We start from the raw sequence: 25,509 nt of genomic DNA on the forward strand, positions 1-25,509 counted from the left end.
GTGGCATTCGAGCCAGCGCAAAGGTCCGCGTCAGGCGAGGGCTGCCTCCATTGCCGCACCCAGACGCAGCAGGCGCTCCTCCTGCATCGGGGGGCATAGCGCCATGACCCCGCACATCGGAACGCCGGTCGGCAAGGTCAGGCCACACAGGCCCAGCACGTTGCCAACGCGCGTGTTTCGAAGGGCCATCAGGTTTTCGGCGACGTAGTAGTCTTCGTCTGTCAACAGACGCTCGCGGTTGGGTGGCAGGATCGCGGCGGTCGGCAGGATTACGGCGTCGTACCCGGCGGTCGCAGTCAGATATTCGGCTTCGGCGGCCTGCCGCTTGCGCCGGGCGTCCAGTACATCGGCGGCGGTCACATCGCGCCCTTGCCGGAACCGTTCGAGGATTCGGTCGAACATCAGATGCGGGCTGGCCTCGATCACGTCGCGCCAGATGGCATAGCCTTCGGGCGCGAACAGCAATGGCGTCAGGTCCATGGCTTTGCCGACAGCCGCGATTTCGGCCCGTTCGATAATCGCTCCGGCTGCTTTAAAATGTTCGACCGCATGCTTGAAGGCAGCGCGGGGCGCATCGCGGCTGGTGTCGGCATAATCCGCCAGCACCAGCAGGCGTTTGCCCACCAGCGTCGCACCGTTCAGGTCGGCGGCAACTCCGCCCTCGATCAGCGCCAATGCCAGCGCCGCGTCCTCGACTGTGCGGGCCAGCGGGCCGATGGTGTCCATCGATTCGACCAGCGGCACCGCGCCCTTGACCGGCACGCGCCCCAATGTGGTCTTCAGGCCGACCAGATCGTTCCAAGCAGCCGGATTGCGCACCGATCCGCCGGTGTCCGACCCGATCGCGACGGAGGCCAGTCCGAAGGCTACCGAAGTGGCGGCCCCGGATGACGATCCACCGGGCACCAATGCGGCATCGTGCCGGTTCGGCGGCGTCGCGGTGACCGGGTTCAGGCCCAGACCGGAGAAGGCCAGTTCGCTCATGTGGGTTTTGCCAAGGCACACGGCGCCACCATGCGTCGCATTTGCCAGTGCCACCGCATCGTCCTGCGGAACACGTCCCTTCAGAAGTGCAGTCCCGGCTTCAGTTGCCGTGCCAGCGCTGTCGAACAGGTCCTTCCAACTGATCGGGACACCGTCCAGGGGGCCGCGCCGTAACCCGTTGCGCGCGCGCGTCGCGGCGGCCCCAGCCTCGGACCGCGCGCGGTCTTCGGTCAGGCGGGCATAGATCGTGTCGCGGTTCGTGTCGCCCGAGATGGCAGTCAGATAGGCGTCGCAGAGCGCCTCGGGGTCAATGTCACCCGACGCGATGCCGCGCCCCAAATCGGCGGCGCTTGCCCACAACCAGTCCTGCATTCCTGTCTCCGTCATATCGTCGCGGACCACGCTAAAGACGTGGTCCGGGTTGGACAATGGCGCCTGACTGATCATATCTGAAGTCATGAACGCAGATGCCCTTATCGTGGGCGGCGGGCTGACCGGCCCCCTGACCGCGCTTGCCCTGTCTCGTGCCGGGATCACCAGTCTCGTGCTGGACGCCCGACCACGTGCAGATTTCGACGATGCCGCTTTCGATGGGCGGTCCTATGCGATGGCGCTGGGATCGGTGCGGTTGATGCGAAATCTAGGGCTGTGGGACGGGCTTGCCGCCGACGCTCAACCCATCATCGGCATCCGGGCCAGTGACGGTCGCGCAGGCGAAGGCGCGTCGCCGCTGCATCTGGCGTTCGACGCGGCCGAAATCGGCGAGCCGTTCATGGGTCAGATGGTTGAGGACCGGCACCTTCGCCCCTCCCTTCTGGCGGCCTGCGACGCTGATCCGCGGGTCGAGATGCGTTTTGGTGTCACTGTCACGGACCAGACTGCCGAAGGCGCGACTGTCCGGGTGCAGACGGATGAGCCGCTGACCGGACGTATCCTGCTGGGGTGTGACGGACGGATGGGCGGGACGGCGAAACGTGCGGGCATCGGGCGAACGGGCAAGGGGTATGGTCAGACGGCGCTGGTTTGCGCGGTCGAACATGACCTGCCGCATGGAGGTATCGCGCATCAGTTCTTCATGCCGCCCGGCCCACTGGCGATTTTGCCGCTGACCGGCAATCGCTCCAGCGTCGTCTGGACCGAAACCGATGCCAATGCCTCCGATCTGAACGCGCTGCCCGATGCTGAATACCTCGACATCCTGCGGCCCCGTTTCGGCAGCTTTCTAGGCGATCTGCGTCTGGCCGGGGGGCGGTATACCTATCCACTGGCGCTGAGTCTGGCCAACTCCTTCACGGCCAATCGCGTGGCGCTGGTGGGCGACGCTGCCCATGGCATCCATCCGATCGCGGGGCAGGGCCTGAACCTTGGTATCAGGGATGTCGCCGCTTTGTCAGACGTGCTGGGCCGCGCGCGCGCGCGGGGCGAAGATATCGGTGCAACAGATGTATTGGCACGATATCAACGGTGGAGGCGGTTCGATACGTCGATGATGGGGTTTGCCACAGACGCGGTGAACCGGCTGTTTTCGAACGACAATCCGATCCTGCGGCTGGGCCGCGATCTTGGCATGGGGGCGATTTCCGCGATGCCCCCGGTGCGCCGGCGGTTCATCCGCGAAGCGGCAGGGATCAGCGGCGATTTGCCCATGTTGATGCAGGGCTGAACCGGCGCATCCGCAAATCGCATCAATCCAGAACGCGTGCCTCGTCCACCAGCATGATCGGAATGCCGCCGCGGATCGGATAGGCCAGCCGCGCGGATTTCGACACCAGCTCCTGCGCATCGGCATCATAAGTCAGCGGACCTTGCGTCTGCGGGCAGACCAGCGCCTCCAGCATACGGCGGTCGTGGGTCGGGGCTGTCGGGGTCATTGCAGGATCTCCTCGCCCGCGCCGCCACCGCGCAGTGCGAACTCCATCAGCGTCACGACCGTTTCACGACGCGTGGCCAGAGATGGCGCTTCCAGAAGGGCTTGCTTCTCCTCCTGTTCGAACGGGCAAAGCATGGACAGGGAATTTATCAAAAGCTCCTCGTCTGCATCTTTCAGACTGTCCCAATCGGTCGACAGATCCTGCGCCTCGAAATAGCGATGCAGCAGTTTCAGAAACTGTGGACGGTCGAACTTCTGGTCCACCTCGGGCTTGCCAAGATCGCGCTCGAATCCGTCCCAGCTGACGTCGGCCTGAAGGTAGGGCTGGAAGCCGCTGACTTCGCGCATGATGCGATAGCGGGACACCCCCGCCAACGTGATCATATAGCGCCGGTCTTCGGTTTCGGACATTTGCGTCAGGCGTCCAGCGCATCCGATCGACTGCAATTCGCGACCATCCCCGGACTTCTGGGCGCGGGGTTGGACCATGCCGATCAGGCGATGTTCGGTCTTGAGGCAATCGTCGATCATCTGAAGATACCGCGGCTCGAAAATGTGCAGGGGCAGGCGCGACCGGGGCAGCATCAGAGCACCGGGCAAGGGAAAGACGGGAATCGTCCGGGGCAGGTCCGAGGCGCGATACAACATCATCATTATCAGATAGGGCGCAGGGAGGTTGTGAAAACCCTCACGCGAAGATCATCGACGACAAGCGACGGCGTCCCTTCAGGACTATGGGATCGGTCGGCTTGAGCGCATCGAAAATCGTGAAAAGCTGAGTCCGCGCGGCACCATCGTTCCACTCTCGATCACGACGGAACAAGTCCAGCAATTGGTCGACGGCAGCCTCGGTCTCGCCGTTGGCAAGCAGAGCCGCGGCAAGATCGAAACGCGTCTGGTGATCGTCGGGTGCGGCTTCGACCGCTGCCATCAATTCTGCGACGGGACCTGCATTCATAGCCTGACGGGCCAGAACCAGTTGCGCCTGCGCCGCTTCCACTTCGGCGGATGCGGCGATCGCGGCAGGGGCGTCGTCAATCAGCACTTCGGCCTGATCCAGTTCGCCCAAGGCCAGATGCGCCCGGATCAGACCACCATAGGCTGCGACATTCTCGGGCTCCTCGCCCAGAACGGCGGCAAAGGTCTGGGCCGCGTCGACGGCCTCGCCATTTTCGAGCATTTCTTCTGCGGCGGTGACCGCCTCGGCCAGACCATCGTCTTCCGCGCCACCGCCCAACGCCGCCGTGCGTTTGACGAACTCGGCGACTTCGTTGGCAGAAACTGCACCCTGGAAGCCGTCGACAGGTTTGCCCTGCCAAAAGGCATAGACTGTCGGGATCGACTGGATTTGCAGTTGCGCCGCGATCTGCTGGTTCCGATCGACATCGACCTTGGCCATTTTGACCGCACCCTTTCCGGCGGTAACGGCCTGTTCAAGTTGCGGGCCCAGCGTCTTGCACGGACCGCACCATGGCGCCCAGAAATCCACGATGACCGGCGTTGTCATCGAGGCTTCCACGACTTCTGCCATGAAGGTTGTTTCTTCCACGTCGCGGATCAGGTCGGTGGGGGCATCGGTCTTTTGCGGCTGGCCGAATTCGAGCATGGGGCGCACTCCTCAGGTTTAATGGCTATATGCGCGGTGTGGCGCACCTTTCCAAGGTCTAGAGGTCGAAGGTCGCCAACACCGGTGCATGGTCTGACGGCTGAGTCCACCCGCGGACGTCGCGCAGAATACGGGATGAATGCGCGGCATTGCTGATATCGGGCGTGGCCCAGACATGATCCAGCCGCCGTCCCTTGTCCGCCGCATCCCAGTCAGATGCTCGATAGGACCACCAGCTGTAGAGGTTGCCATCGGGAATGTCGGCGCGGGTGACGTCGACCCAGTTGCCTGCGTCCTGCGCCTGGGCCAGAGCCTCTACTTCGATGGGGGTGTGGCTGACTATTTTCAGCAGTTTCTTATGATCCCAGACGTCGTCTTCGCGTGGGGCGATGTTCAGATCACCCACCAGAATCGACTTTTGCGGGACAGCGCTGTGAAAGGCGTCGCGCATATCCGACAGGTAATCCAGCTTCTGCCCGAACTTCTCGTTGATGAGGCGATCCGGCTTGTCACCGCCCGCAGGGACATAGAAATTGTGGATCGTGACGCCGTTTTCCAGTCGCCCGGCGATGTGCCGCGCGTGGCCCAGATTCGCATGATCTTCCGCGCCCGCTTCCTCGATCGGCAGCTTCGACAGGATCGCTACGCCGTTGTAGCCCTTCTGCCCGCGCGCAACCATGTGGCGATAACCCAGCGCTGTGAACGCCTCGCGCGGGATCTTTTCGACCGGACTTTTGCATTCCTGCAGGCACAGGATATCGGGTTGGTAATCAGACAGAAACCGCAGGACGAGAGGTTCGCGAAGGCGAACCGAATTGATGTTCCAGGTGGCAAGGGTGAAGGGCATGACGGTGTCCTTTGGCTGAATATTACGGTTATGCCGGGCGGCAAGCCAAGGGACCACCCCCGGATCGTGTGTTTGCAAACCGGCTTTTATTACGGTTTTTCCCGCAATTCTCACGTGTCGGCGAGGCCGGGACCGGGCAAACGCCGAAGCCGAATGACCCCCTGACATCGGGCGCCTTCCGTCCCGGAGCGCATCCGGTTAGACGCGACGCATCCCCTGTCCCCGCTTGCTCACAGCATCACCCCCCGTCGGGTCGCCCGCGATGGCGATTGCAGCTCTCTGTGGGGTTGCCTTCCTGCTCGGCTCGGCCGAAGTGCTGCGCGACAACGCGGCCCAGACCGTATTGCCGGCAGTGATCGCACGAGAAGACCTGGAATCCGCCAATGGTCAGATGTGGTCGATCGAGACAGTCGCGGGACATTTCATTGGTCCGCCCTTGGCCGGTGTGCTGATCGCCCTGGCTTCTGGGTCTGGGGTCGGTGGGATATGGCCTGCTTCTGACGGCGGAGGCGTTCGGCGGCGTGACCGGGGGTATTGTGGCGCCGCGTCTGGCCCGGTGGTTGGGCGGAACAGTCAGTCTGCGACCCAAAAGAAACCCGGGCATAAAGCCCGGGCGAGTCCAACAGGGAGGTTGCATCTGAAGTCCCGCAGATGCGCCGGTATCTCTAAATCTTAATGCCTACTCAAAGTTAACGTAAGGTTAATTTCCCAATTGGAAACAGTCCGCAACTTCCTGTGGCATCCCCATCACGCCATAAGCCTGTATCCGCCGCTTTCCGTCACCAGCAAACGGGCATTTGAGGGATCGGGCTCGATCTTCTGACGCAGGCGATAGATATGCGTCTCCAGCGTGTGGGTCGTGACGCCAGCATTGTATCCCCAGACCTCATGCAGCAGCACGTCGCGCGCCACCGTGCCGTCGCCGGCGCGATACAGGAACTTGAGTATATTGGTTTCCTTCTCGGTCAGACGAATCTTCTTCTCGTCCTCGGTCAGGAGCAGTTTCATCGACGGCTTGAAGGTATACGGGCCAAGCGTGAATACGGCATCTTCGGATTGTTCGTGTGTCCGAAGTTGCGCGCGGATGCGGGCCAGAAGGACGGGAAACTTGAACGGCTTGGCAATATAGTCGTTCGCGCCCGCATCCAGACCCAGAATGGTGTCGGCATCGGTATCATGCCCGGTCAGCATGACGACCGGACACTTGATGCCCTGCTTTCGCATCAACCGGCACAATTCGCGCCCGTCGGCGTCGGGCAGACCCACGTCCAGCACAATCAGATCGTAGAGCTGTTCCTTGGCGCGGGCCATGCCCGTCGCCCCCGAATCCGCCTCGAACACGTCGAAGTCTTCGGTCATCACCAGTTGTTCCGCCAGCGCGTCGCGCAGATCGTCATCGTCGTCGACCAGCAGGATTTTCTTCAGATTGGCCATCGGTGCCTCCGTCATTCCGTTGCGTCATTGGTGCCTGCGGATTGCGCCGCAGGGAAGTCCGGCCTGCACGTCTCACGCCGACGTGTCGCCAACGGGCGAAATGTTTCATATGTGCAAAAGGACCGGCGATCAGCCGACCCAATTGTTACAGGAACTCACGCGCGATGCTCTCGCCCACACCGTCCGAAATTCTCGCCCGTGCCCGCGCCGACCTGCGAACCGGCCTGCCGGTGGCCATCGGCGGTGTGCTTCTGGCTTCGGTCGAAACTGTATCGACCGAACGTCTGGCAGCAATGCGGGCGGCGGGGAAACTGATCCTGACGATCTCGGGGCGTCGGGCCGAAACGTTGAAGGCGCGCGCCTACGATGGCGATGTCGCACGCGTGGCGGTGCCCGAGGAGGCCGACGCCGCGTGGCTGCGGGCCGTCGCCGATCCGGCGAACGACCTGCGATCACCGATGAAAGGCCCCTTGCGCACCCTGCGCGATGGCGACCCGGTGCCATGGCGGGCGGGGGTGACGCTGGCCAAGGCCGCGCATCTGCTGCCCGCCGTGGTGGGAATCGTCGCACCACCGCCACCGGGCATCACGCAAGTGCCGCCGAATATGACGCTGACCGCGACAATGACCGAAGTCGCCGCCGCGCGCGTTCCGCTTGCCATCGAACGGGCCAGCCGGGTCCATGTCTTCCGCGAAGGTAGTGGCGGCGAAGAACATTATGCCGTCGAGATCGGCAAGGTCGATCGGTCCGCCCCGGTACTTGTCCGTCTGCATTCCGCATGTTTCACGGGCGATGTCCTGGGGTCGGTCAAATGCGACTGCGGTCCGCAACTGCATGCTGCGATGAACGCAATGGCGGCGGCGGGCGGCGGCGTCCTGCTCTACCTCAATCAGGAAGGACGGGGCATCGGGCTGGCCAACAAGATGCGCGCCTACGACCTGCAGGATCAGGGGTTCGATACCGTCGAAGCCAATCACCGTCTGGGATTCGAGGATGACGAACGGGATTTCCGGCTGGGGGCAGGCTTGCTCAAGCGGATGGGCATCGGGTCGGTGCGTCTGATGACGAACAATCCGCGCAAGCTTGCGATGATGATGGCGCAGGATATCCATGTCGCCGAGCGGGTTCCGCTGCACGTCGGGCGAACATCGGAAAACGCAGGCTATCTGGACGTGAAACGCGCGAAGTCGGGGCATCTGGAGTGATGGGGCCGGCACGGGCCTCCGGCGGGAATATTTCGGGAGCAACGACCGGCGACCTGGTGCTGAGGCCGACGGGCTTGCGGTTTCTCGGGCGACGGTTTCCCTGCACCATCGGGCGCGGCGGCGTTGTCGCCGACAAGCGCGAGGGGGATGGCGGCACACCCGTCGGGGCGCATCAGATTATCGGTATGCTGTATCGACCTGACCGGATGGCGCCCCCGGTGCCCTGGGCCAGGCCCATCGGCCCGCGCGACCTGTGGTGCGATGATCCGGCGCACCCGGAGTATAACCACGGGGTGCATGCACCCTTTGGCGCGTCTGCCGAGGCGCTTCGCCGGGCCGATCCCCTGTACGATCTGGTGATCCTGACGGATTGGAACTGGCCCGTCGCCCGTCCGGGGCGCGGGTCGGCCATCTTCCTGCATCGCTGGCGCAGGCCGGGTTATCCGACCGAGGGCTGCGTCGCCTTCGACCCCGCGCACCTGCGCTGGATCGCTGCGCGCATCACGCCCCAGACCCGGCTGATCGTGCGTTAGCCCGCGACCCGCTCGCCAAAGATCGCTGACCCCACCCGCACATGCGTCGCGCCCAGTGCAATCGCCTGTTCGAAGTCGGCAGACATGCCCATCGACAGGCCCGACAGGCCGTTGCGCGCCGCGATCCTGGCCAGCAGCGCGAAATGCAGCGACGGGGTTTCGTCGGCAGGCGGGATGCACATCAGGCCCAGCACCGGCACGTCGAGGCCGCGCACTTCGCGGATGAAGGCGTCGGCCTCTGACGGGGACACGCCCGCCTTCTGGTCTTCCGCGCCGGTGTTGACCTGCAGGAACAGGCCGGGACACCGCCCCATCTCCTGCGCCATGTCGGCGATGCGGCGGGCCAGTTTGATGCGGTCGATGGAGTGGATCGTGTCGAACAATTCCATCGCCGGGCGGACCTTGTTCGATTGCAGCGGTCCCAGCAGATGCAGTTCGACCCCGTCATAGGCATCTTTCCACGCGGGCCACTTGCCCTGCGCTTCCTGCACCCGGTTTTCGCCAAAGATACGATGCCCGGCGTCCAGCACGGCCTCGACCCGTTCGGGGGGCTGCACCTTGCTGACGGCGACCAGCGAGACTTCGGCGGGGGAGCGGTCAGCACGGGCGCAGGCGGCGCGGATACGGGCGATGATCTCGGGCAGGGACATGGGGGTCAGGCTTTCGGCTTGGATGAACCCATGTGCCAAAAAGAAAAGAGCGGGCGCAAGGCCCGCTCTCTCCTGTAACCCTGATCCGGTTGGATCAGAAGTTCATGCGAACGCCGAAGGAAACGGTGTCGACGGTATCGAGGCCCGGTTGGCCCAGATCGCTGTAGTCGGAACGACCGTAGCCGAACTGAACGGCAGCACCGCCACCGAGGTCATAACCAACCGTCAGGCCGTAGCCATCGATCTTGCCCTCGAAGACGCCGTTGTTATCGAGGTCATATTGACCGTAGTTCAGGCTGGCCGAGATGGCACCTGCGGAGTAGCCGACGCCAACACCGACGTGCTCAACATCAGCGCCCGGGGTCACGATGCGGCCACCCTGAGCAGTGTTAGGACCACCAAACATGGTGGTGTCATCGAGTGCCCCGGTGAAGGCACCGTCAGCAATCGCGTTCGGGATCTGATTGTCGTAGGAAACATACGACAGGCCAGCCTGGAAGCCGCCGCCGAACGAACCGTTAACCGAGAGACCCCAGGTATCGACATCGACGTTGTTGACCGCTGCTGTCTGATAACCAAGACCCAGACCGATTTCGCTGCCGCCCAGATCGAGCTGATACTTGAAACCGATGCCGAAGACATCGTCGTCGCCGGTATTGCCGGCATCTTCGGCCAATTCAGCGGACAGAGCCACGCCGAAGTCGCCGAAGGAATAATCGTAACGAACGATCTGACCGTCATACAGACCGTCGAGGCCGTTGTTGCCGTTGAAACCGGCGTGGACGGTTTCGTCGTCACTCAGCGAACCGGAGTTGAAGGCAACCTCGGTCAGGGCCCAGTCCAGTGCACCGTCGGTGTCACCGGCGGTCAGGGTGCCGAAGGCGCCCGAAAGGAAGATGGTCTCGCCACCCTGGGTCCCGGCCGACTCGAAAGGCTGGCCGTTGCCGCTTTCGTCCAGGTCGATGCTCGCACCGAAGGTCAGGCCGCCGTCGGTTTCGCCCGACATGGTGAAGGTGACGTCGATGTCGGTGAAGAAACTGGTCTCACCGTTGGTCGTCTCGACTGCAGTAGTTGCGGCATTGGCGCCAATGTTGTCATTGTTGAAGATACCCATTTCCGCGAAGCCGGAGAGCGTGACTTCGGCCGAAGCGGCGCCAGCGAAGGCGACCAGGGCGGTCGAAGCGAAGAGAACGTTTTTCATTTGTTTTCCCTCGTGTTTCAGATCGTCCCCACCACGAGAATCGCGTTGGGCGTATTCGTCATTTCAACTATCGGGCCGTCCCTCGCAAGAAAGGCACGGTGGATAGCCCGGTTTTCGCAAAATCCATGGTGCTTTCGTGCCACAGTGCTGCCACGGGTGCCCAGATCGTGCCTCAGTCTGCCGGAAGGTGTGGCCCGGTTGCGCCGGGATGCCTTGTTCGGGCGCCCTCAGATGGGTTAGGCAGGTCGCAATCGTAAACAGGACCAACGCACACGGGGGCGGACATGGGCGGCAAGAGAATGCTGCGGGGGATTTCGGTACTGACCGTTCTTTCGCTTCTGGCAGGATGCGGCGGCGCAATTTTCGGGGGCGAAGGCGCCCGCGAAAGTGCCGCGCGACAGGAAAACGGGCGCACCATCGCGCGGGCCAAGCGCAGTAATGCGCTGCAATCTTCGGTGTTCGACCTGTTCAGCAACGCCGATGATCCCAATGTCACGCTGGAGGTGAACCGCTATCTCTGGGCGGCGTCGCTGGATGTGCTGTCGTTCCTGCCGGTGCAGAACGCCGATCCGTTCTCGGGTGTGATCCAGTTCGGCTATGGCACTCCTCCGGGCGGTGGTCGTGCTTATCAGGCAACCGTGCTGATCCAGGACCCGGCGCTGGACGCGCGCAGTCTGAACGTCGCGTTGCGCACGCGGGGCGGGGCGGTCAGCCGCGAAACCCAGCGATCCATCGAAGACGCGATCCTGACCCGTGCCCGCCAGCTTCGCGTTCGCGACAGCGGTCTGTAGATCAGGCACGACAAACTGCAACGATGTGACCGGCGCGTCGGCCCGCGGGCCCGTGCTGGCCCAGGGGACCGATCCATGACTGCTGAAATATCCGAATACGATACCGCCAGGATCGAGGCGAAGTGGCAGGCCGCCTGGGATCAGGCCGACCTGTTCCGCGCCACCCGCAGCGCCGCCCCCAAATACTACGTGCTGGAGATGTTCCCCTATCCGTCGGGCCGCATCCACATCGGGCACGTCCGGAACTATACCATGGGCGACGTCATCGCGCGGTATAAGATGTCGTCCGGTTTCAACGTGCTGCATCCGATGGGCTGGGACGCCTTCGGAATGCCTGCCGAGAATGCCGCGATGGCGTCAGGCGGCCATCCGAAAGACTGGACCTACCAGAACATCGACGTGATGCGCGGGCAGATGAAGCCGCTTGGCCTCAGCATCGACTGGTCCCGCGAATTCGCCACCTGCGACCCGGAATACTACGGTCAGCAACAGGCGCTGTTCCTCGACATGCTGGACGCCGGGTTGGTCTATCGCAAGAACGCCACCGTCAACTGGGACCCGGTCGACATGACCGTTCTGGCCAACGAACAGGTGGAGAACGGACGTGGCTGGCGGTCCGGCGCCGAGGTCGAGCGGCGCGAACTGACGCAATGGTTCTTCAAGATCAGCGACATGGCCGAGGACTTGCTGGACGGGCTGACCAGCCTGACGGACTGGCCCGAAAAAGTCCGTCTGATGCAGGAAAACTGGATCGGCAAGTCGCGTGGGTTGCAGATGACTTTCCCGATGACGACGCCGGTCCATGGGCAGGATGGCATCGAAGTCTACACCACCCGTCCCGATACCCTGCGCGGCGCGTCCTTCATTGCCATTGCTCCCGAACACCCGCTGGCGAAAGCGCTGGCCGAGGACAACGCGGATCTGGCTGCCTTCGCCGCCGATGTCCGTAAGGGTGGGACAACCGAGGAAGCGCTTGAAAAGGCGGAAAAGCGCGGCTTCGACACCGGGCTGACCGTCGATAACCCGTTGGGCGGCACCCTGCCTGTCTGGATCGCGAACTTCGTCCTGATGGACTATGGCACCGGCGCGATCTTCGGCTGCCCGGCACACGATCAACGCGACCTGGACTTTGCCCGCAAGTACGACCTGCCCGTCATCGACACGTTCGTCGCCGTTCAGGACGGCCACCCCGTCACGACCGAGGCGTTCACTCCGCCCAAGACCGAGGCGGTGCGTTGGCTCGACCATCCGACCGGCCTGGATATTACCACCGGGCAGGCTGCCATCGCTGCGACAATCGACTGGGCCGAGGCCAAAGGACTGGGCACAGGCAAGACCCAATACCGTCTGCGCGACTGGGGCCTGTCGCGGCAACGCTACTGGGGATGCCCGATCCCTGTCGTGCATTGCGACGCCTGCGGTGTCGTCCCCGAAAAGAAGGAAAACCTGCCCGTCGTCCTGCCCGACGACGTCACCTTCGACGTGCCCGGAAACCCGCTGGACCGGCACCCCTCATGGCGCGACACGCCTTGCCCGAACTGCGGCAAACCGGCCCGGCGCGAAACAGACACGATGGATACCTTCGTCGATTCATCGTGGTATTATGCCCGCTTCACCGCACCCCGCGCCAAAACGCCGACCGATCTGGATGATGCAGCCTACTGGATGAATGTCGACCAATACATTGGCGGCGTTGAACACGCGATTCTGCACCTGCTCTATTCCCGCTTTTTTGCCCGCGCGATGGGCAAGACCGGCCATTTGCCGCAGGGAACTGAAGAGCCGTTCAACGCTCTGTTCACCCAAGGCATGGTGACGCATGCGATTTTCCAGACCCGCGACGACAAAGGCCGACCGGTCTATCATCTTCCGGAAGACGTTGACCTGGACAGCAAGACCGTCCGAGCCACGGGCGAAACCATCGAAATCATCCCCTCTGCCAAGATGTCCAAGTCCAAGCGCAACGTCGTTGATCCACAGGACATCATCTCCAGCTACGGAGCAGATACGGCCCGCTGGTTCGTCCTGTCCGACTCGCCGCCCGAGCGCGACGTCGAATGGACAGCGTCCGGAGCCGAGGCGACGTTCAAACACCTGCGCCGCGTCCACCGGCTGGCCACCGATATTGCCCGTGCGGATCGTGCTGCGAACGCTGCCGACACCGACCTGGCCCGCGCCACGGCCCGCGCCATCCACGAAGTCACCGAAGGCATCGAAGGCTTCGCCTTCAATAAATCCGTAGCCAAGCTCTACGAATTTACCAACACGCTGCACAAATCCGACGCGGGTGCGCAGGCGCGCCGCGATGCAATGAAGATACTTGCGCAACTGATGGCACCGATGACGCCCCATTTGGCCGAGGAAATCTGGTCGATGATGGGCGGAGAAGGGTTCGTGCTGAACACGCCCTGGCCCAAAGCCGATCCGGGGCTTCTGGTTGAGGATGCGATCCTCCTGCCCATCCAGATCAACGGCAAGAAGAAATCCGAACTCTCGGTGTCCAAAGATATGCCAAATGCAGAAGTCGAGGCGCTTGTGCTGGGCGATACCATCGTTCAGCGCGCGTTGAATGGCGGGCAGCCGAAGAAACTCATCATTGTGCCGGGGCGGATCGTCAATGTCGTTATCTAGGCGCTTTCTCGTCGCTGCGTTGGCGTCTGCCACGCTGTCGGCGTGTGGATTCACCCCGGTCTACGGCCCGTCCGGAGGCGGGTCGGCCCTGCGAAACGCCATCCGCACGACCGAGCCTGATACCGACCTGACCTTTGCCTTCGTCCGTCAGTTCGAAGAACGGCTCGGACGCCCAAGCGCCCCGCGCTGGGATCTGGACTATACTATCCTTACGACGTCCGAAGCGCTGGCCATCGATGGATCGAACAACATCACCCGGTATAATATCGAGGGCACCCTGCAATGGACTCTGACGCCTGTTGGCAGCAACACCGCCGTTTTGACGGGACGTGAAACGGACTTCACCAGTTATTCAGCGACCGGATCGAATGTTTCGACGCTGGAATCAAAACGCGATGCCCAGCGTCGTCTCGCCCGGATACTGGCCGACAGCGTGGTGTCGCGCCTGCTGGCCGAGGCCGCGACCCTCTCGCAATGAAGATTCAGCCATGAACCTGCGGGGGGCCGCCGCGATCAGGTTCTTTGCCAAGCCCGACCCGGGCACGGCCGGAGCACTGATCTATGGTGGCGATGCCATGCGGGTCGCGCTCAAACGTCAGGAATTGATCGCAAACCTGACAGGACCGGGGGCCGAGGAGGAGATGCGCCTGACCCGGATGACCGGAGGCGAGGCGAAATCCGACCCGACCTCGGTTCTGGACGGGTTGAAGGCGGTCGGCATGTTCCCCGGCATCCGCGTCGTATTCGTCGACGGCGCCACCGAACTGCAGGCCGGTCCGATCCTTGCCGCGCTTGACGGCTGGGCGAAGGGGGACGCGGCGCTGGTGGTAACGGCGGGCGCTCTCAAGAAGACATCGAAGCTGCGTAAGGCATTTGAATCCCACCCCAGTGCGGTTGCTGTCGGCCTCTACGACGATCCGATGGGCCAGGAAGAGATTGACGCCGCCCTTGCTGCGGAAGGCCTGACGCTTTCATCCGAGGCGCGCCGCGACATCGACGCGCTGGCCGCCGCCCTCGATCCCGGCGACTTCCGCCAGACACTGACCAAGATCTCTCTTTATGCCGGGACGGATCCTGTGACGCCAGAAGTCATCGCCCTGATGGCCCCTGCCACTATCGACGCCGAAATGGACGAGGTTATTCTTGCCGCAGGGGATGGCGATGCCGGGGCGATCGGGCCGCTGATGCAACGCCTGACGGGACAGGGGGTCGCGCCGGTGACGCTGGCGATCTTCGCGACACGCCACTTTCAACAGTTGCATGGGCTGGCGAACGGCACGGCGCAGGCCTGGGGCCCGAACCGCGATACGTTGCAACGTCAGGCGCGATCCTGGGGCAGTGCCAGGTCCGAACAGGCGCTGGCACTTCTGATGGAGACCGACCTGACCTTGCGTTCCGCGTCCCGCGCCCCTCAGATGGCGGTGATGGAACGGGCGTTGATCCGGCTGGCGATGATGGTGCGCAGCTGAGCGTTATCTCAGAATGCGAAAAGATCGGGTTGGAGTTATCCCAGAATGTACAAACTCTATGGAAATATCCGGACCCGGACGATGCGAACGCTCTGGATACTGGAGGAGCTTGAGCTTCCCTATACTCTGATCCAGGCCGATCCGCGCTCTCCCGAGGTGCGAGCCGTTTCACCGCTGGGTAAGGTTCCGGTTCTGGAAACCTCCGAGGGCATGATCTACGATTCCGTCGCACAGATGACTTATCTGTCCGACAAGCACGGCGGCTTCACGCACCCCGCCGGAACCTATGCCCGCGGTCGACAGGACGGGTTTACCAACACCATAAACGAGACGTTCGACGCGGTGCTCTGGGATTTTGCCAAGCACAGTTTCGTCCTGCCGGAGCAACATCGGGTCGAGGCCGTCAAGCCCAGTCTGAAATGGCAATTTTTACAATACTCCAATGTGATGGCAGATCTTCTCGGAGATCGTCCGTTTCTGATGGGGGACGACCCAGTGGTGCCCGATATCCTGTTGGCGCATTGCTGTAGCTGGGCGTTGGGCCGCGGGTTTGACGTGCATGAAAGACTGCACAGGCACATGAAAACAATGCGGGCTCGGCCTGCATTCAGGAGGGCAATGACGCATGACTAACATTGGAATTTGGGGTCTCGGATCCATGGGGCTCGGCATGGCGCAATCGCTCGTAAAGGCGGGGCTGCCGACGGTTGGGCATGACCCGCGCGGCGTTGTCCTGGATGGCGCGGCAGACCTTGAGACCGGGGAACTTGATATCGCTGTTATCGTTGTCCTTAACGCCGCGCAGACCGAAAGCGTCATCGATGCAATCCTGCCAAGCTTGCGGGCCGGTGCCGTCGTCGTGGCCTGCGCCACGGTGTCACCCGCATTCGCGCGCGACATGGCAAGCCGTTGCAAGGCCAGGGAAGTCCTCTACCTCGACGCGCCCATATCCGGTGGCGCGGCCCGTGCTGCACAGGGCGATCTGAGCATCATGGCCAGCGGCCCGAACGCCGCTTTCGATACCGCGCAGCCGGCTTTGGATGCCATGGCTCGCACCGTCTTCAGGATGGGCGAGGAGGTCGGCGCAGGCTCCGCGATGAAGGCCGTGCATCAGGTTCTGGCAGGCACCCATATTGCCACCATGGCCGAGGCGATGGTCTTCGGCATCACCCAGGGCATTGACCCCGCGCGGTTCATGGAAGTCCTTCCGCAATGCGGCGGCACATCGTGGATGCTGGAAAATCGGGGTCCGCATATCCGCGACGGCGATTACACACCGCATTCCGCCGTCGAGATCTGGATCAAGGATCTGGGCATCATCAACGAAATCGCGACAGATGCCGCCATCGATCTGCCGATGGTTCAGGCCGCATTGGGGGGGTATCGCAAGGCAGTCGAAATGGGATTGGGGCGCGAGGATGACGCCGCCATCGCCAAGGTCTATGCCGCGCAGGCCGGCGTGAAGCTTCCGTGAGCTCCGAGGCACGCCTGCGCGAACAGATGTGCGTCTTGGCGAAATCCCTGTTCGATCGGGGGCTGACACATGGATCGACCGGCAATATCTCGACCCGGACCGAGGACGGCGGGATGCTGGTGTCGCCCACCGGGACCAGCTTCGGGCGGCTGGACCCCGGACGGCTGGCGCGGTTCGATGCAAATGGCAGCCATTTGAACGGTGACCGTCCGACCAAGGAAATGCCTTTGCATTCTGCGTTTTACGATACACGTGGCACGACCGGCGCGGTCGTCCACCTGCATTCCTGCCATTCCGTCGCTCTGTCTATGTTGCACGAACCTGGCGAAGATTTCCTGCCACCGCTGACGCCCTATGCGGTCATGCAACTGGGTCGCGTGACGCTGCTGCCGTTCTTCCTGCCGGGCGATCCGGCAATGGGGCAGGCGGTGCGTGGACTGGCGGGCAAACGCACCGCCGTCATGTTGGCAAACCACGGACCCGTCGTGGCGGGCAGGGACGTCGAAGCCGCCTGCAACGCCATCGAGGAATTGGAGGCCACGGCGCAACTGGCGCTGATGACGCGCGGCCTGAACCCGCGCGGGCTGACCGATGCGCAGGTTCGTGACGTCGTGACCAAATTCGATGTGGAGTGGGATGGATGAAGTTTTCGGCTAACCTCGGCTTTCTGTGGACGGATCGTCCGTTGCCCGACGCCATCCGCGCGGCCCATGCGGCGGGTTTTGTCGCGGTTGAATTCCACTGGCCTTATGACACGCCAGCCGAAGACGTTCGCGCGGCGCTGGACGAGACGGGTCTGACGGCGCTGGGCGTTAACACGATCAGGGGCGAGGGGAACGGGCTGTCCGCCCTGCCGGGCCACGAGGCCGAGGCGCAGGCCGCAATCCAGCAGGCAATCGCCTATGCCCGCGCGATCGGTTCAGGGGCCGTGCATGTCATGGCTGGCTTTGCCGAAGGACCGCAAGCCAATGCCACCTTTGTCGAAAATCTGCGTTTCGCCTGCGATCATGCGCCCGAAATGACGATCTTGATCGAGCCGTTGAACCATCACGATGCCCCCGGATACTTCCTGACGACATCGGCGCAGGCGCGCGACGTGATCGAACGGGTGGATCGGGCGGGCGTCAAACTGATGTTCGACTGCTACCACCTGCAAATCATGGGCGGCGACCTGACGCGGCAGTTGCGCGATTGCCTGCCGGTGATCGGCCACATCCAGTTTGCCAGCGTGCCCGAGCGGGGTGCACCGGATGCGGGGGAACTGTCTTACGATCACGTCTTCGCCGAAATCGCGCGGCTGGGATGGGAAATGCCTTTGGGGGCGGAATACAAGCCCGACGGCGACACCGACGCGACGCTGGGCTGGATGGCACGCTACCGCTGAGATTTGGCGAAATTCGCCGCATGCCGCCCGGCCCAGTGCCCGGTCGCGAGGCAGGCGGTCAGAAGATAGCCGCCGGTCGGGGCTTCCCAATCCAGCATCTCGCCTGCCGCGAATGTGCCGGGACGGGCTTCGATCATCAGCGCGTCATCCATCGCCGACCAGCGCAGGCCGCCCGCAGTGGAAATTGCCTCGTCCAGCGGGCGCGGGCCGCGCAGGGGCACGGGCAGATGCTTGATCAACGGCGAGAGATCGGCGGGCAACGGCCTTCCGAATTCGTGCAACAAAGCGATCTGCACCGGCGTCAGACGCAGCGCCTTTCGCAGGCGGTTCGACAGGCTGTCCTTGCCCGGCGGTTCCAGCCGGTCGCGGACCTGCGCAGGCGTCATGTCCGGCTTCAGGTCAAGCGCCAGCTGCGCGCCGTCACGCAGGGCGGGGGTCAGGGGATACAGGCCACCCCCCTCCAGCCCCTTTGCAGAAATAGTGATTTCTCCTCGATGTGTTTTGCCGCCGACGATCAGTCCTGAGTTTTTCACCGCCGCACCGAAATGGCGGTCCATGTGCGATGACCAGTCGACGCGGAAGCCGACGTTCGACGGGGCGAAAGGAGCAACGTCGTCCAGCAACGCGGCCCATTCGCCGTCCGATCCCAGCCTGCGCCACGATGCGCCGCCAAGCGCAAGGACTGTGGCATCCGGCAAAGCCGTCGTCCCGTCCGAGAAGGTCAGCGCCGCGCCGTCCCACCCCGTCCAGCGCGCGCGACGGTGCAGGGTAACGCCTAACTCATCCAGACGCGCAAGCCAGGCCCGCAACAGGGGCGATGCCTTCATGGCATCGGGAAAAACCCGCCCGGTCGAGCCGACGAAAGAGGCCTGCCCCAAGCCGTCCATCCAGTCGCGAACCTGCGACGGGCCGAACGCCGCGATCATCGGGTTCAGCGGGGGGCAGGCGTAGACGTCGGCGAATTGATCATCGGCCCGCGTGATGTTCAGGCCGGATTTGCCTGCCATCAGGAACTTGCGCGCCGGGCTGGGCATCTGGTCATAGATTGCGACGCTGCATCCCGCCCGAGCCGCCGCTTCGGCCGCCATCAGGCCTGCCGGACCCGCGCCGATCACAGCGACGGTTGCTTTTGGGGCGGCATATTCCATCCTGCGCGGCATGTCAGAAGGCGGCGACATGGAAAAGGTCTGGATTGATTAAATCGACATCTCCTCCTCGAATGGCAGGGCAATGCGTCATGGCCCTCATCACGTCTGACGGAACCCGATGGCGCAGGATGGTCGGTCAGCGCAGGAAGCGGAAGATCAGCGGCGCGCCGACGATTACGATTACGATACGCAGCACATGGTGCAGGATGACATAGGCAACATCCGCCCCGGCAACGATGGCGAGAACGGCCATTTCTGCCTGTCCGCCGGGCGCGAAGGCCAGGATCGCATCCAGAGGCGGGGCCAGGCCCATGATAAGAGCGGCTTCGGCGAAGACGAAGGCCACGCCCCCTAGAATGGCCGCATGGCCCAGGCCTGCCCCCAGGATTCGGCGAACCTCGGTCAGCGTGATACCGGTATATTTCACACCGACGGCGAGACCGATGAAAAACTGTGCCGCCATGATCGCTTCGGCCGGGGGGCGGTGTTCGATCACGCCTGTCAGGGCCAACGCCGCCGTAAGGATCAATGGCCCCAGAATCGATGCGCCGAACATTCCGATCCGGCTGGCGATCTGCCAACCGGCGATACCGGAGACCACCATGATCGCCATTTCGGGCCATGGCAGAGAGGAGGCGGGCGCGCCGGGGGGCAAGGTCAGGTCGATATCCCACGCCAGCCACAGGATCAGCGGCAGGACCGTCACGATCAGCAGGACGCGGGTAGCATGCAACAGCGACATGGCACGGGGGTCGCCGCCCGCCTCCTCGCCGAACAGCAGCATATCCTGCAAGCCGCCGGGCATAGCCGAATAGAATGCGGTCGGGGCATCGAATCCGGCGACCCGGCGCAGGAACGGATAGCCCAGAACGCCACAAACCAGCAGGAACAGCGGAACCAGGGCCAGCGACACAAGCATGTCTCCCATCTGGACGATGACCGCGGGCGTGAAGGATGCGCCGACCGCGACACCCAGGATCGTCCGCATCGCGTTCGTCAGAGGTGCCCAACTGGACAGTTTCAGGCCCGCCAGCGCGGCGACCAGACAGGCCAGCATGGGGCCCAGCAAAAAGGGCAGCGGAAGACCCGCTGCCCTGAATACGATCACGCCGGACACGCCGATGGCGAAGGTCAGCGCGATGCGTCCAAGGTTCACTTCGCGACGCGTTTGTTGCGGTTGGCCACCAATTTCAGGCGCAGCGCATTCAGGTGGATGAACCCCTTGGCGTCGCGTTGATCATAGGCCCCGGCGTCATCTTCGAAGGTGACATGCGCCTCGGAATAGAGGCTGTGATCGGACCAGCGGGCGACGGTGCGGGCGCTGCCCTTGTAGAGCTTCAGGCGGACTGTGCCCGATACATGTTCCTGCGATTTGTCGATCAGCGCCTGCAACATCTCCCGCTCGGGCGAGAACCAGAAGCCGTTGTAGATCAGCTCCGCATAGCGCGGCATGATGCTGTCCTTCAGGTGACCCGCACCGGCATCCAGTGTGATCTGTTCGATACCGCGATGCGCTTCCAGAAGCAGCGTGCCGCCCGGCGTCTCGTAGATGCCACGGGATTTCATGCCGACGAAACGGTTTTCCACCAGATCCAGAATACCGATCCCGTGCTTGCCACCCAACTCGTTCAGTTTGGTCAGGATTGTCGCGGGGGACATCGCCTCGCCGTCTATGGCGACGGCATCGCCGCGTTCAAACGTGACTTCGACCATCTGCGCTTCGTCGGGTGCGTCTTCTGGGCGCGTCGTCCGCTGAAGCACGTAATCGGGGGCCTCTTCGCCGGGGTTTTCCAGAACCTTGCCCTCGGACGAGGTGTGCAGAAGGTTCGCATCAACGCTGAACGGGGCTTCGCCGCGCTTGTCCTTGGCGATCGGGATCTGATGCTTTTCGGCGAAATCGATCAGCTTCGTGCGCGACGACAGGTCCCACAGACGCCACGGCGCGATGACCTTGATGTCCGGGTTGAGAGCATAGGCCGCCAACTCGAACCGGACCTGATCGTTGCCCTTGCCCGTCGCACCATGGGCCACGGCATCGGCGCCTTCATCGGCGGCGATCTCCACCAGCCGTTTGGAGATCAGGGGCCGCGCGATGGATGTGCCCAGCAGATACAGCCCCTCGTACAGCGCGTTGGCCCGGAACATCGGGAAGACGAAATCGCGGACGAATTCCTCGCGCAGGTCTTCGATGTGAATGGCCGAAGCGCCCATCATTTTGGCTTTGGCGCGGGCTGGCTCCAACTCCTCGCCCTGACCCAGGTCGGCAGTGAAGGTTACGACGTCGCAGCCATATTCCGTTTGCAGCCATTTTAGGATGATCGAGGTGTCCAGTCCGCCCGAATAGGCAAGCACGACTTTCTTGGGGGCGTCCATGGGTGTCTCCGATATGTCGCCGACGGCGTAGGACAATCGCCGGGCACCTGCAAGGCGCGCAGGGTGAAGGCAACGCGGCGAACAGACGACATTGACGCCAGCGGGCCCGCAGGCATAGGCCTTGCTCCGAACGACGAGGGAGGTCCGGATGCTCGGCTGGAAATTGTTTCTACGCGCGGTGATGTTGATTATCGACAACCTTGGCGATGCGTTACGGCTGTCGGCGGTTCCCTATCTGCTGGTCGTGGCTGTCACCGTCTGGCTTTCGGTCAGTTATCCAGAATGGATCGGCGCGACAGGTTTCGACCCGGACAACATGCCACCCGCGGGGTTCCTTGGCGGTCAGATGCTCGTGCTTTTGGCCAATATGACCGCGACGATCTGGATTGCCGTGAACTGGCATCGCTATGTGTTGTTGTCCGAAACCTTCGACGGATGGATGCCGGCGTTTCGCGGCCCGGAGATGCTGGGCTATCTGGGACGATCGTTGCTTGTCGGTGTGATCATGCTGCTGGGAATCTTTCTGACGTCGCTCGTTATAAACCTTGTCGTCGGAATGCTGGCCCCGCCCTTGGCCGGGGTGTTGGCGGGAACGGGCGGTTTGTTCGTCGGCATGATCCTGTTCTACCGCCTAGCGCTGGTCCTGCCCGCCGGAGCCATCGGCCAGCCGATAACCCTGAGCCAATCGCTGGAGGAGACCCGAAATCATGTGGGCACGGTGCTGGTGTTGGCGATTTTGACAGTTGGGTTCACCCTGATGCTGCAACTGCCCGCGCTGATCGATGGGGGTGGAGCCGATGCGACGGCGGATGCCGGGCCGGGGATCATCACCGTGATCTATCAACTTGTCATCGGTTGGATCGGCCTGATCCTGGGGGTCGGCACGTTGACGGCACTGTACGGTCATCTGGTCGAAGGCCGTCCGGTTGACTGATTTCGCATCCCGCGCGCAGGCAGCGACTCTGGCCATGCGCGACGTTTTTCCGCCCACGCCTCTGGCCAGAAACGAATATCTGTCGGATCGGTTCGGAGCCGATATCTGGCTCAAGCGGGAAGATCTGACGCCGGTGCGCTCCTACAAACTGCGCGGCGCGTTCAATGCGATGCGAAAGTTGGGAGGGGGGCGCGTGGCCTGTGCCAGCGCGGGAAATCATGCGCAGGGGGTGGCATGGATGTGCCGCCATCTGGGCGTTGATGGAGTGATTTTCATGCCGGTCACGACGCCGGGCCAGAAAATCGACAAGACCCGTCTGTTCGGGGGCGACCATGTGGAAATCCGCCTGATCGGCGATTTCTTCGATGCCACGCTGGCCGCAGCGCAGGCATTCTGCGCGGAGTCGGGGGCGCACTTCCTGTCGCCCTTCGATGACGACGACGTGATCGAAGGCCAGGCCTCCGTCGCGGTCGAAATGCTGGACCAGATGCCCGAGGCGCCCGACCTGGTCATATTGCCGGTGGGCGGCGGCGGATTGTCGGCGGGGATGCTGGCTTATTTCCGAGCCATCGGAACAACGCCGGACATACGATATGTAGAGCCTGTGGGCGGGGCCAGCCTGACCGCGGCGCTTGCGGCCGGTGCGCCGGTCACTTTGCCGACACTGGACAGTTTCGTCGATGGGGCTGCCGTCGCCCGGATCGGCGTACGCCCCTTTGACATTTTGCGACAGGTGCCGCCGCAGCATGTCCTGCGTATCCCGGAAAACAGACTTTGCATTACAATTCAGGAGATGCTGAACACAGAAGGCATCGTGCTGGAGCCAGCGGGAGCGCTGTCGATCGACGCGCTGCGCGACCTGGGACCCGAGATCGAAGGGCGGCGCATCGTATGCGTTGCCACCGGCGGCAACTTCGATTTCGAGCGTTTGCCGGATGTAAAAGAACGCGCAATGCGGTTTGCCGGCCTGAAGAAATACTACGTCCTGCGGATGCCGCAGCGCCCCGGAGCATTGCGGGATTTTCTGGATATTCTCGGGCCGGACGACGACATCGCGCGATTCGAATACCTCAAGAAATCTGCCCGCAACTTCGGCAGTGTCCTGATTGGAATCGAGAGCCGCGAGCCACAGGCTTTCGCGCAGCTGGAAACGCGGATGGCGGAACTGGGCATGGCGGCCCGCGACCTGACCGGTGACCCGCTTCTGAGCGAACTCGTGATCTGATCATTTCTTCCGGTCGGATGGATTACGCAAGACTATCCGTGACCTCCGCCATCGTGTGGTCCAGCACATCGCGAAAGCGATCGGCACAGTCATCGCGGCTGGACGCCGCACGGCAAGTCATTTTCCCCGCCACATCCGCCACGCCGCTGAGCCCGATATTGAGCGCGCCACTGCGCAGGAAATGAACCGCACGCGCGTGATCTTCCTCCGTCAGGCCCGCCGCGATCTGTGCCAGAGTTGCCCGCGCCTCCTCCAGGTAGACCGAGACGATGCAAGACAAGTCTTCCGCGCCAATTTCGGCCTGCAATTCGGCAATGCGCTCAGTGTCGATCATGCGGTCGTCTATCGCAGCGAGGTCATAAGATAACGTTAACTGCCACAGTCCGATTGTTTCGATTTGTTTTCTTCACCTCGCGTTAATGCAGGCGGTGCACATCTGCCGGATGTGAACGATGACGCGGACCGATGATCAGATCTGAACCCGATATGCCGCCTCCAGCGCAGGACAGACTGCGAGTGCTGATCGTGGACGACAGCGAATCGCAGCGGCAGTTGCTGGCCTCCGTTCTGTGCCGAATGGATCTGGACGTCACTATGGTCGCTGACGCGGCCCAGGCGTTGTTCCTGTGCATGACCGATGAAGGGGCAGATATCGGAATGATTCTCAGCGATTGGCAGATGCCGGGCATGGATGGGCCCGACTTCTGCCGCGCATTCAGACAGTTGGCCCGCGATAATTATGCCTATTTTATCCTGATGACCTCCGAAACGGATCGCACGAAAAAGGCCATTGGACTGGAGGCAGGGGCAGACGATTTCGTAACGCGGCCGCTGGATCTGACTGAACTTCGGGCGCGCATCAACACGGGCCGCCGCATCCTGGATATGCAGGAGGCGCTGCTGCACCGAAACCACGAGGTTCATACGACGTTACGCGACCTGACCACTTTGCATGACGCGATGAACCGCGATCTGGCGGAAGCGCGAAAGCTGCAGATGGCGTTCATTCCCGATCGCAACCATCGGTTCCAGGGGTCGGACCTGTCGCTGCGATTGGTCACCTCGGGGCAGATCGGTGGCGACCTTGTCGGCTATTTTCCGATTTCGGACACGCGAATTGGTCTCTACTCCATCGACGTGTCCGGGCACGGTGTCGCGTCGGCCCTTCTGACGGGGCGGCTTGCGGCCTTGTTCTCGTGGAACTCGCGGCGGGCAAACATCGCCTTTCGGTCCAACGGGCGCGATGTCTACAACCCCGAAGTGGTGATGGAGCGTCTGAACAGTTTCATGCTGTCGGAAATGGAATCAGACATCTATTTCACCGCCGTCCTCGCCTATGTCGATACCGTCACGGGGCAGGTGATCTTCTGTCAGGCGGGCCATCCGCATCCGTTGATCCGGCGCGCGGACCGCACGGTCGAACAGGTCGGTGACGGCGGTCCGCCCGTCGGCCTTCTGCCTGGTCTTGCCTTCGACTGCACCACGGTCCAGCTGAATCCAGGCGATGCTTTTCTGACCTATTCGGATGGTCTGACAGAATGCGCCGATACCTGGGGCGACATGCTGGAGGAGGAGGGGCTGATGAACCTGTTGTCGGCTATTCCCGACGGGGCCGAAGCCGCGGTCGACAGTATCGAAGCGGCCTTGCGCAACCATTCGGGCATCAATGATTTCGAAGATGACATTTCCATGCTGCTGTTCCGTTACGAAACCGCTTCGGCGTCGAAACGTGGCTTGGCGGCGGGGTAGC

General features: G+C 62.8%; 26 protein-coding genes. 14 read left to right on the forward strand and 12 right to left on the reverse strand.

Going from position 1 to position 25,509, the window contains the following annotated elements; all coding sequences use genetic code 11:
- Nucleotides 1-30: 30 nt before the first annotated feature.
- A complete protein-coding gene (locus AC13C2_RS16970) occupies nt 31-1,356 on the reverse strand; it encodes an amidase (RefSeq protein WP_482887543.1) in 1,326 nt (441 codons plus the stop codon).
- Between the two features lie 85 nt (nt 1,357-1,441).
- Here AC13C2_RS16970 and AC13C2_RS16975 point away from each other — a divergent pair, with 85 nt between their 5' ends.
- Nucleotides 1,442-2,647: a UbiH/UbiF/VisC/COQ6 family ubiquinone biosynthesis hydroxylase gene (locus AC13C2_RS16975; RefSeq protein WP_482887544.1), complete on the forward strand. Its 1,206-nt coding sequence runs from the start codon at nt 1,442-1,444 to the stop codon at nt 2,645-2,647.
- A 22-nt stretch (nt 2,648-2,669) separates the two neighbouring features.
- Here AC13C2_RS16975 and AC13C2_RS16980 read toward each other — a convergent pair whose 3' ends face one another.
- The 5 genes from AC13C2_RS16980 to AC13C2_RS17000 form a co-directional block, all read right to left on the reverse strand.
- A complete protein-coding gene (locus AC13C2_RS16980; protein WP_092759121.1) occupies nt 2,670-2,855 on the reverse strand; it encodes a Trm112 family protein in 186 nt (61 codons plus the stop codon).
- Nucleotides 2,852-3,502: an LON peptidase substrate-binding domain-containing protein gene (locus AC13C2_RS16985; protein ID WP_423787149.1), complete on the reverse strand. Its 651-nt coding sequence runs from the start codon at nt 3,500-3,502 to the stop codon at nt 2,852-2,854. Before AC13C2_RS16985 ends, AC13C2_RS16980 begins: the two co-directional genes overlap by 4 nt.
- 40 nt (nt 3,503-3,542) lie before the next feature.
- Nucleotides 3,543-4,460 (reverse strand): tetratricopeptide repeat protein, encoded by a 918-nt coding sequence (locus AC13C2_RS16990; RefSeq protein WP_482887545.1) that lies wholly within the window; start codon nt 4,458-4,460, stop codon nt 3,543-3,545.
- Between the two features lie 58 nt (nt 4,461-4,518).
- Nucleotides 4,519-5,307, reverse strand: coding sequence for an exodeoxyribonuclease III (locus AC13C2_RS16995; RefSeq protein WP_482887546.1), 789 nt, complete (start codon nt 5,305-5,307; stop codon nt 4,519-4,521).
- 747 nt (nt 5,308-6,054) lie between these two features.
- Entirely contained in the window at nt 6,055-6,741 is a 687-nt protein-coding gene (locus AC13C2_RS17000) for a response regulator transcription factor (RefSeq protein WP_092759115.1), read from the reverse strand.
- Nucleotides 6,742-6,905: 164 nt separating this feature from the next.
- Between AC13C2_RS17000 and ribA the strand changes: the two genes are divergently transcribed.
- Both ribA and AC13C2_RS17010 read left to right on the forward strand, forming a co-directional pair.
- Nucleotides 6,906-7,946: a GTP cyclohydrolase II gene (gene ribA / locus AC13C2_RS17005; RefSeq protein WP_482887547.1), complete on the forward strand. Its 1,041-nt coding sequence runs from the start codon at nt 6,906-6,908 to the stop codon at nt 7,944-7,946.
- Entirely contained in the window at nt 7,946-8,479 is a 534-nt protein-coding gene (locus AC13C2_RS17010; RefSeq protein WP_482887548.1) for a L,D-transpeptidase family protein, read from the forward strand. Before ribA ends, AC13C2_RS17010 begins: the two co-directional genes overlap by 1 nt.
- On the opposite strand, the gene AC13C2_RS17015 is transcribed toward AC13C2_RS17010, so the two are convergent.
- Nucleotides 8,476-9,129: a YggS family pyridoxal phosphate-dependent enzyme gene (locus AC13C2_RS17015; protein WP_482887549.1), complete on the reverse strand. Its 654-nt coding sequence runs from the start codon at nt 9,127-9,129 to the stop codon at nt 8,476-8,478. The two genes, AC13C2_RS17010 and AC13C2_RS17015, sit on opposite strands and share 4 nt — an antisense overlap.
- A gap of 94 nt (nt 9,130-9,223) precedes the next feature.
- Nucleotides 9,224-10,330 (reverse strand): porin, encoded by a 1,107-nt coding sequence (locus tag AC13C2_RS17020; RefSeq protein WP_482887550.1) that lies wholly within the window; start codon nt 10,328-10,330, stop codon nt 9,224-9,226.
- A 284-nt stretch (nt 10,331-10,614) separates the two neighbouring features.
- On the opposite strand from AC13C2_RS17020, the gene AC13C2_RS17025 reads away from it, so the two are divergent.
- The 8 genes from AC13C2_RS17025 (at nt 10,615) to AC13C2_RS17060 (ending at nt 18,079) form a co-directional block, all read left to right on the forward strand.
- A complete protein-coding gene (locus AC13C2_RS17025; protein ID WP_092759105.1) occupies nt 10,615-11,121 on the forward strand; it encodes a DUF3576 domain-containing protein in 507 nt (168 codons plus the stop codon).
- 75 nt (nt 11,122-11,196) lie between these two features.
- Nucleotides 11,197-13,752, forward strand: coding sequence for a leucine--tRNA ligase (gene leuS / locus AC13C2_RS17030; RefSeq protein WP_482887551.1), 2,556 nt, complete (start codon nt 11,197-11,199; stop codon nt 13,750-13,752).
- Nucleotides 13,739-14,230: an LPS assembly lipoprotein LptE gene (lptE, locus tag AC13C2_RS17035; protein WP_175495734.1), complete on the forward strand. Its 492-nt coding sequence runs from the start codon at nt 13,739-13,741 to the stop codon at nt 14,228-14,230. The genes leuS and lptE overlap by 14 nt, the downstream gene beginning before the upstream one ends.
- 10 nt (nt 14,231-14,240) lie before the next feature.
- Nucleotides 14,241-15,221 carry a DNA polymerase III subunit delta gene (holA, locus tag AC13C2_RS17040; RefSeq protein WP_482887552.1) on the forward strand — a complete coding sequence of 327 codons (981 nt, stop codon included), beginning with the start codon at nt 14,241-14,243 and terminating at the stop codon, nt 15,219-15,221.
- A 45-nt stretch (nt 15,222-15,266) separates the two neighbouring features.
- Nucleotides 15,267-15,854, forward strand: coding sequence for a glutathione S-transferase family protein (locus AC13C2_RS17045; RefSeq protein ID WP_482887553.1), 588 nt, complete (start codon nt 15,267-15,269; stop codon nt 15,852-15,854).
- The gene (locus AC13C2_RS17050) at nt 15,847-16,695 is read left to right on the forward strand and encodes an NAD(P)-dependent oxidoreductase (protein WP_092759095.1); all 849 of its coding nucleotides are present in this window, start codon (nt 15,847-15,849) and stop codon (nt 16,693-16,695) included. The genes AC13C2_RS17045 and AC13C2_RS17050 overlap by 8 nt, the downstream gene beginning before the upstream one ends.
- On the forward strand, nt 16,692-17,339 hold the full coding sequence (otnC, locus tag AC13C2_RS17055; protein ID WP_482887554.1) for a 3-oxo-tetronate 4-phosphate decarboxylase: 648 nt from the start codon (nt 16,692-16,694) through the stop codon (nt 17,337-17,339). The genes AC13C2_RS17050 and otnC overlap by 4 nt, the downstream gene beginning before the upstream one ends.
- Nucleotides 17,336-18,079, forward strand: a complete 744-nt coding sequence (locus tag AC13C2_RS17060) for a hydroxypyruvate isomerase family protein (RefSeq protein WP_482887555.1) — start codon at nt 17,336-17,338, stop codon at nt 18,077-18,079. Before otnC ends, AC13C2_RS17060 begins: the two co-directional genes overlap by 4 nt.
- On the opposite strand, the gene AC13C2_RS17065 is transcribed toward AC13C2_RS17060, so the two are convergent.
- The 3 genes from AC13C2_RS17065 to AC13C2_RS17075 form a co-directional block, all read right to left on the reverse strand.
- Entirely contained in the window at nt 18,070-19,227 is a 1,158-nt protein-coding gene (locus AC13C2_RS17065; protein WP_482887556.1) for a TIGR03862 family flavoprotein, read from the reverse strand. The genes AC13C2_RS17060 and AC13C2_RS17065 overlap by 10 nt on opposite strands.
- Before the next feature lie 136 nt (nt 19,228-19,363).
- Nucleotides 19,364-20,383 (reverse strand): AbrB family transcriptional regulator, encoded by a 1,020-nt coding sequence (locus AC13C2_RS17070; protein ID WP_482887557.1) that lies wholly within the window; start codon nt 20,381-20,383, stop codon nt 19,364-19,366.
- Nucleotides 20,380-21,600 carry an argininosuccinate synthase gene (locus tag AC13C2_RS17075; protein WP_482887558.1) on the reverse strand — a complete coding sequence of 407 codons (1,221 nt, stop codon included), beginning with the start codon at nt 21,598-21,600 and terminating at the stop codon, nt 20,380-20,382. Before AC13C2_RS17075 ends, AC13C2_RS17070 begins: the two co-directional genes overlap by 4 nt.
- A gap of 148 nt (nt 21,601-21,748) precedes the next feature.
- Between AC13C2_RS17075 and AC13C2_RS17080 the strand changes: the two genes are divergently transcribed.
- Both AC13C2_RS17080 and ilvA read left to right on the forward strand, forming a co-directional pair.
- Nucleotides 21,749-22,534, forward strand: a complete 786-nt coding sequence (locus AC13C2_RS17080; RefSeq protein ID WP_339641515.1) for a hypothetical protein — start codon at nt 21,749-21,751, stop codon at nt 22,532-22,534.
- Nucleotides 22,527-23,759 (forward strand): threonine ammonia-lyase IlvA, encoded by a 1,233-nt coding sequence (gene ilvA / locus AC13C2_RS17085; RefSeq protein ID WP_482887559.1) that lies wholly within the window; start codon nt 22,527-22,529, stop codon nt 23,757-23,759. The genes AC13C2_RS17080 and ilvA overlap by 8 nt, the downstream gene beginning before the upstream one ends.
- 22 nt (nt 23,760-23,781) lie before the next feature.
- Here the strand turns inward: ilvA and AC13C2_RS17090 are convergent, their stop codons facing one another.
- Entirely contained in the window at nt 23,782-24,093 is a 312-nt protein-coding gene (locus AC13C2_RS17090; protein WP_482887560.1) for an Hpt domain-containing protein, read from the reverse strand.
- Between the two features lie 131 nt (nt 24,094-24,224).
- Between AC13C2_RS17090 and AC13C2_RS17095 the strand changes: the two genes are divergently transcribed.
- A complete protein-coding gene (locus tag AC13C2_RS17095) occupies nt 24,225-25,508 on the forward strand; it encodes a PP2C family protein-serine/threonine phosphatase (RefSeq protein ID WP_482887561.1) in 1,284 nt (427 codons plus the stop codon).
- Nucleotide 25,509: the final 1 nt, after the last annotated feature.

This window comes from Jannaschia sp. L-14R (genome assembly GCF_056857695.1).

What these genes read in the sequence shown, in the direction of transcription:
- AC13C2_RS16970 (WP_482887543.1), bottom strand. Translation starts at nt 1,356, where the DNA reads ATGCAGGACTGGTTGTGGGCAAGCGCCGCCGATTTGGGGCGCGGCATC.
- AC13C2_RS16975 (WP_482887544.1), top strand. Translation starts at nt 1,442, where the DNA reads ATGAACGCAGATGCCCTTATCGTGGGCGGCGGGCTGACCGGCCCCCTG.
- AC13C2_RS16980 (WP_092759121.1), bottom strand. Translation starts at nt 2,855, where the DNA reads ATGACCCCGACAGCCCCGACCCACGACCGCCGTATGCTGGAGGCGCTG.
- AC13C2_RS16985 (WP_423787149.1), bottom strand. Translation starts at nt 3,502, where the DNA reads ATGTTGTATCGCGCCTCGGACCTGCCCCGGACGATTCCCGTCTTTCCC.
- AC13C2_RS16990 (WP_482887545.1), bottom strand. Translation starts at nt 4,460, where the DNA reads ATGCTCGAATTCGGCCAGCCGCAAAAGACCGATGCCCCCACCGACCTG.
- AC13C2_RS16995 (WP_482887546.1), bottom strand. Translation starts at nt 5,307, where the DNA reads ATGCCCTTCACCCTTGCCACCTGGAACATCAATTCGGTTCGCCTTCGC.
- AC13C2_RS17000 (WP_092759115.1), bottom strand. Translation starts at nt 6,741, where the DNA reads ATGGCCAATCTGAAGAAAATCCTGCTGGTCGACGACGATGACGATCTG.
- ribA (WP_482887547.1), top strand. Translation starts at nt 6,906, where the DNA reads ATGCTCTCGCCCACACCGTCCGAAATTCTCGCCCGTGCCCGCGCCGAC.
- AC13C2_RS17010 (WP_482887548.1), top strand. Translation starts at nt 7,946, where the DNA reads ATGGGGCCGGCACGGGCCTCCGGCGGGAATATTTCGGGAGCAACGACC.
- AC13C2_RS17015 (WP_482887549.1), bottom strand. Translation starts at nt 9,129, where the DNA reads ATGTCCCTGCCCGAGATCATCGCCCGTATCCGCGCCGCCTGCGCCCGT.
- AC13C2_RS17020 (WP_482887550.1), bottom strand. Translation starts at nt 10,330, where the DNA reads ATGAAAAACGTTCTCTTCGCTTCGACCGCCCTGGTCGCCTTCGCTGGC.
- AC13C2_RS17025 (WP_092759105.1), top strand. Translation starts at nt 10,615, where the DNA reads ATGGGCGGCAAGAGAATGCTGCGGGGGATTTCGGTACTGACCGTTCTT.
- leuS (WP_482887551.1), top strand. Translation starts at nt 11,197, where the DNA reads ATGACTGCTGAAATATCCGAATACGATACCGCCAGGATCGAGGCGAAG.
- lptE (WP_175495734.1), top strand. Translation starts at nt 13,739, where the DNA reads ATGTCGTTATCTAGGCGCTTTCTCGTCGCTGCGTTGGCGTCTGCCACG.
- holA (WP_482887552.1), top strand. Translation starts at nt 14,241, where the DNA reads ATGAACCTGCGGGGGGCCGCCGCGATCAGGTTCTTTGCCAAGCCCGAC.
- AC13C2_RS17045 (WP_482887553.1), top strand. Translation starts at nt 15,267, where the DNA reads ATGTACAAACTCTATGGAAATATCCGGACCCGGACGATGCGAACGCTC.
- AC13C2_RS17050 (WP_092759095.1), top strand. Translation starts at nt 15,847, where the DNA reads ATGACTAACATTGGAATTTGGGGTCTCGGATCCATGGGGCTCGGCATG.
- AC13C2_RS17060 (WP_482887555.1), top strand. Translation starts at nt 17,336, where the DNA reads ATGAAGTTTTCGGCTAACCTCGGCTTTCTGTGGACGGATCGTCCGTTG.
- AC13C2_RS17065 (WP_482887556.1), bottom strand. Translation starts at nt 19,227, where the DNA reads ATGGAATATGCCGCCCCAAAAGCAACCGTCGCTGTGATCGGCGCGGGT.
- AC13C2_RS17075 (WP_482887558.1), bottom strand. Translation starts at nt 21,600, where the DNA reads ATGGACGCCCCCAAGAAAGTCGTGCTTGCCTATTCGGGCGGACTGGAC.
- AC13C2_RS17080 (WP_339641515.1), top strand. Translation starts at nt 21,749, where the DNA reads ATGCTCGGCTGGAAATTGTTTCTACGCGCGGTGATGTTGATTATCGAC.
- AC13C2_RS17090 (WP_482887560.1), bottom strand. Translation starts at nt 24,093, where the DNA reads ATGATCGACACTGAGCGCATTGCCGAATTGCAGGCCGAAATTGGCGCG.
- AC13C2_RS17095 (WP_482887561.1), top strand. Translation starts at nt 24,225, where the DNA reads ATGATCAGATCTGAACCCGATATGCCGCCTCCAGCGCAGGACAGACTG.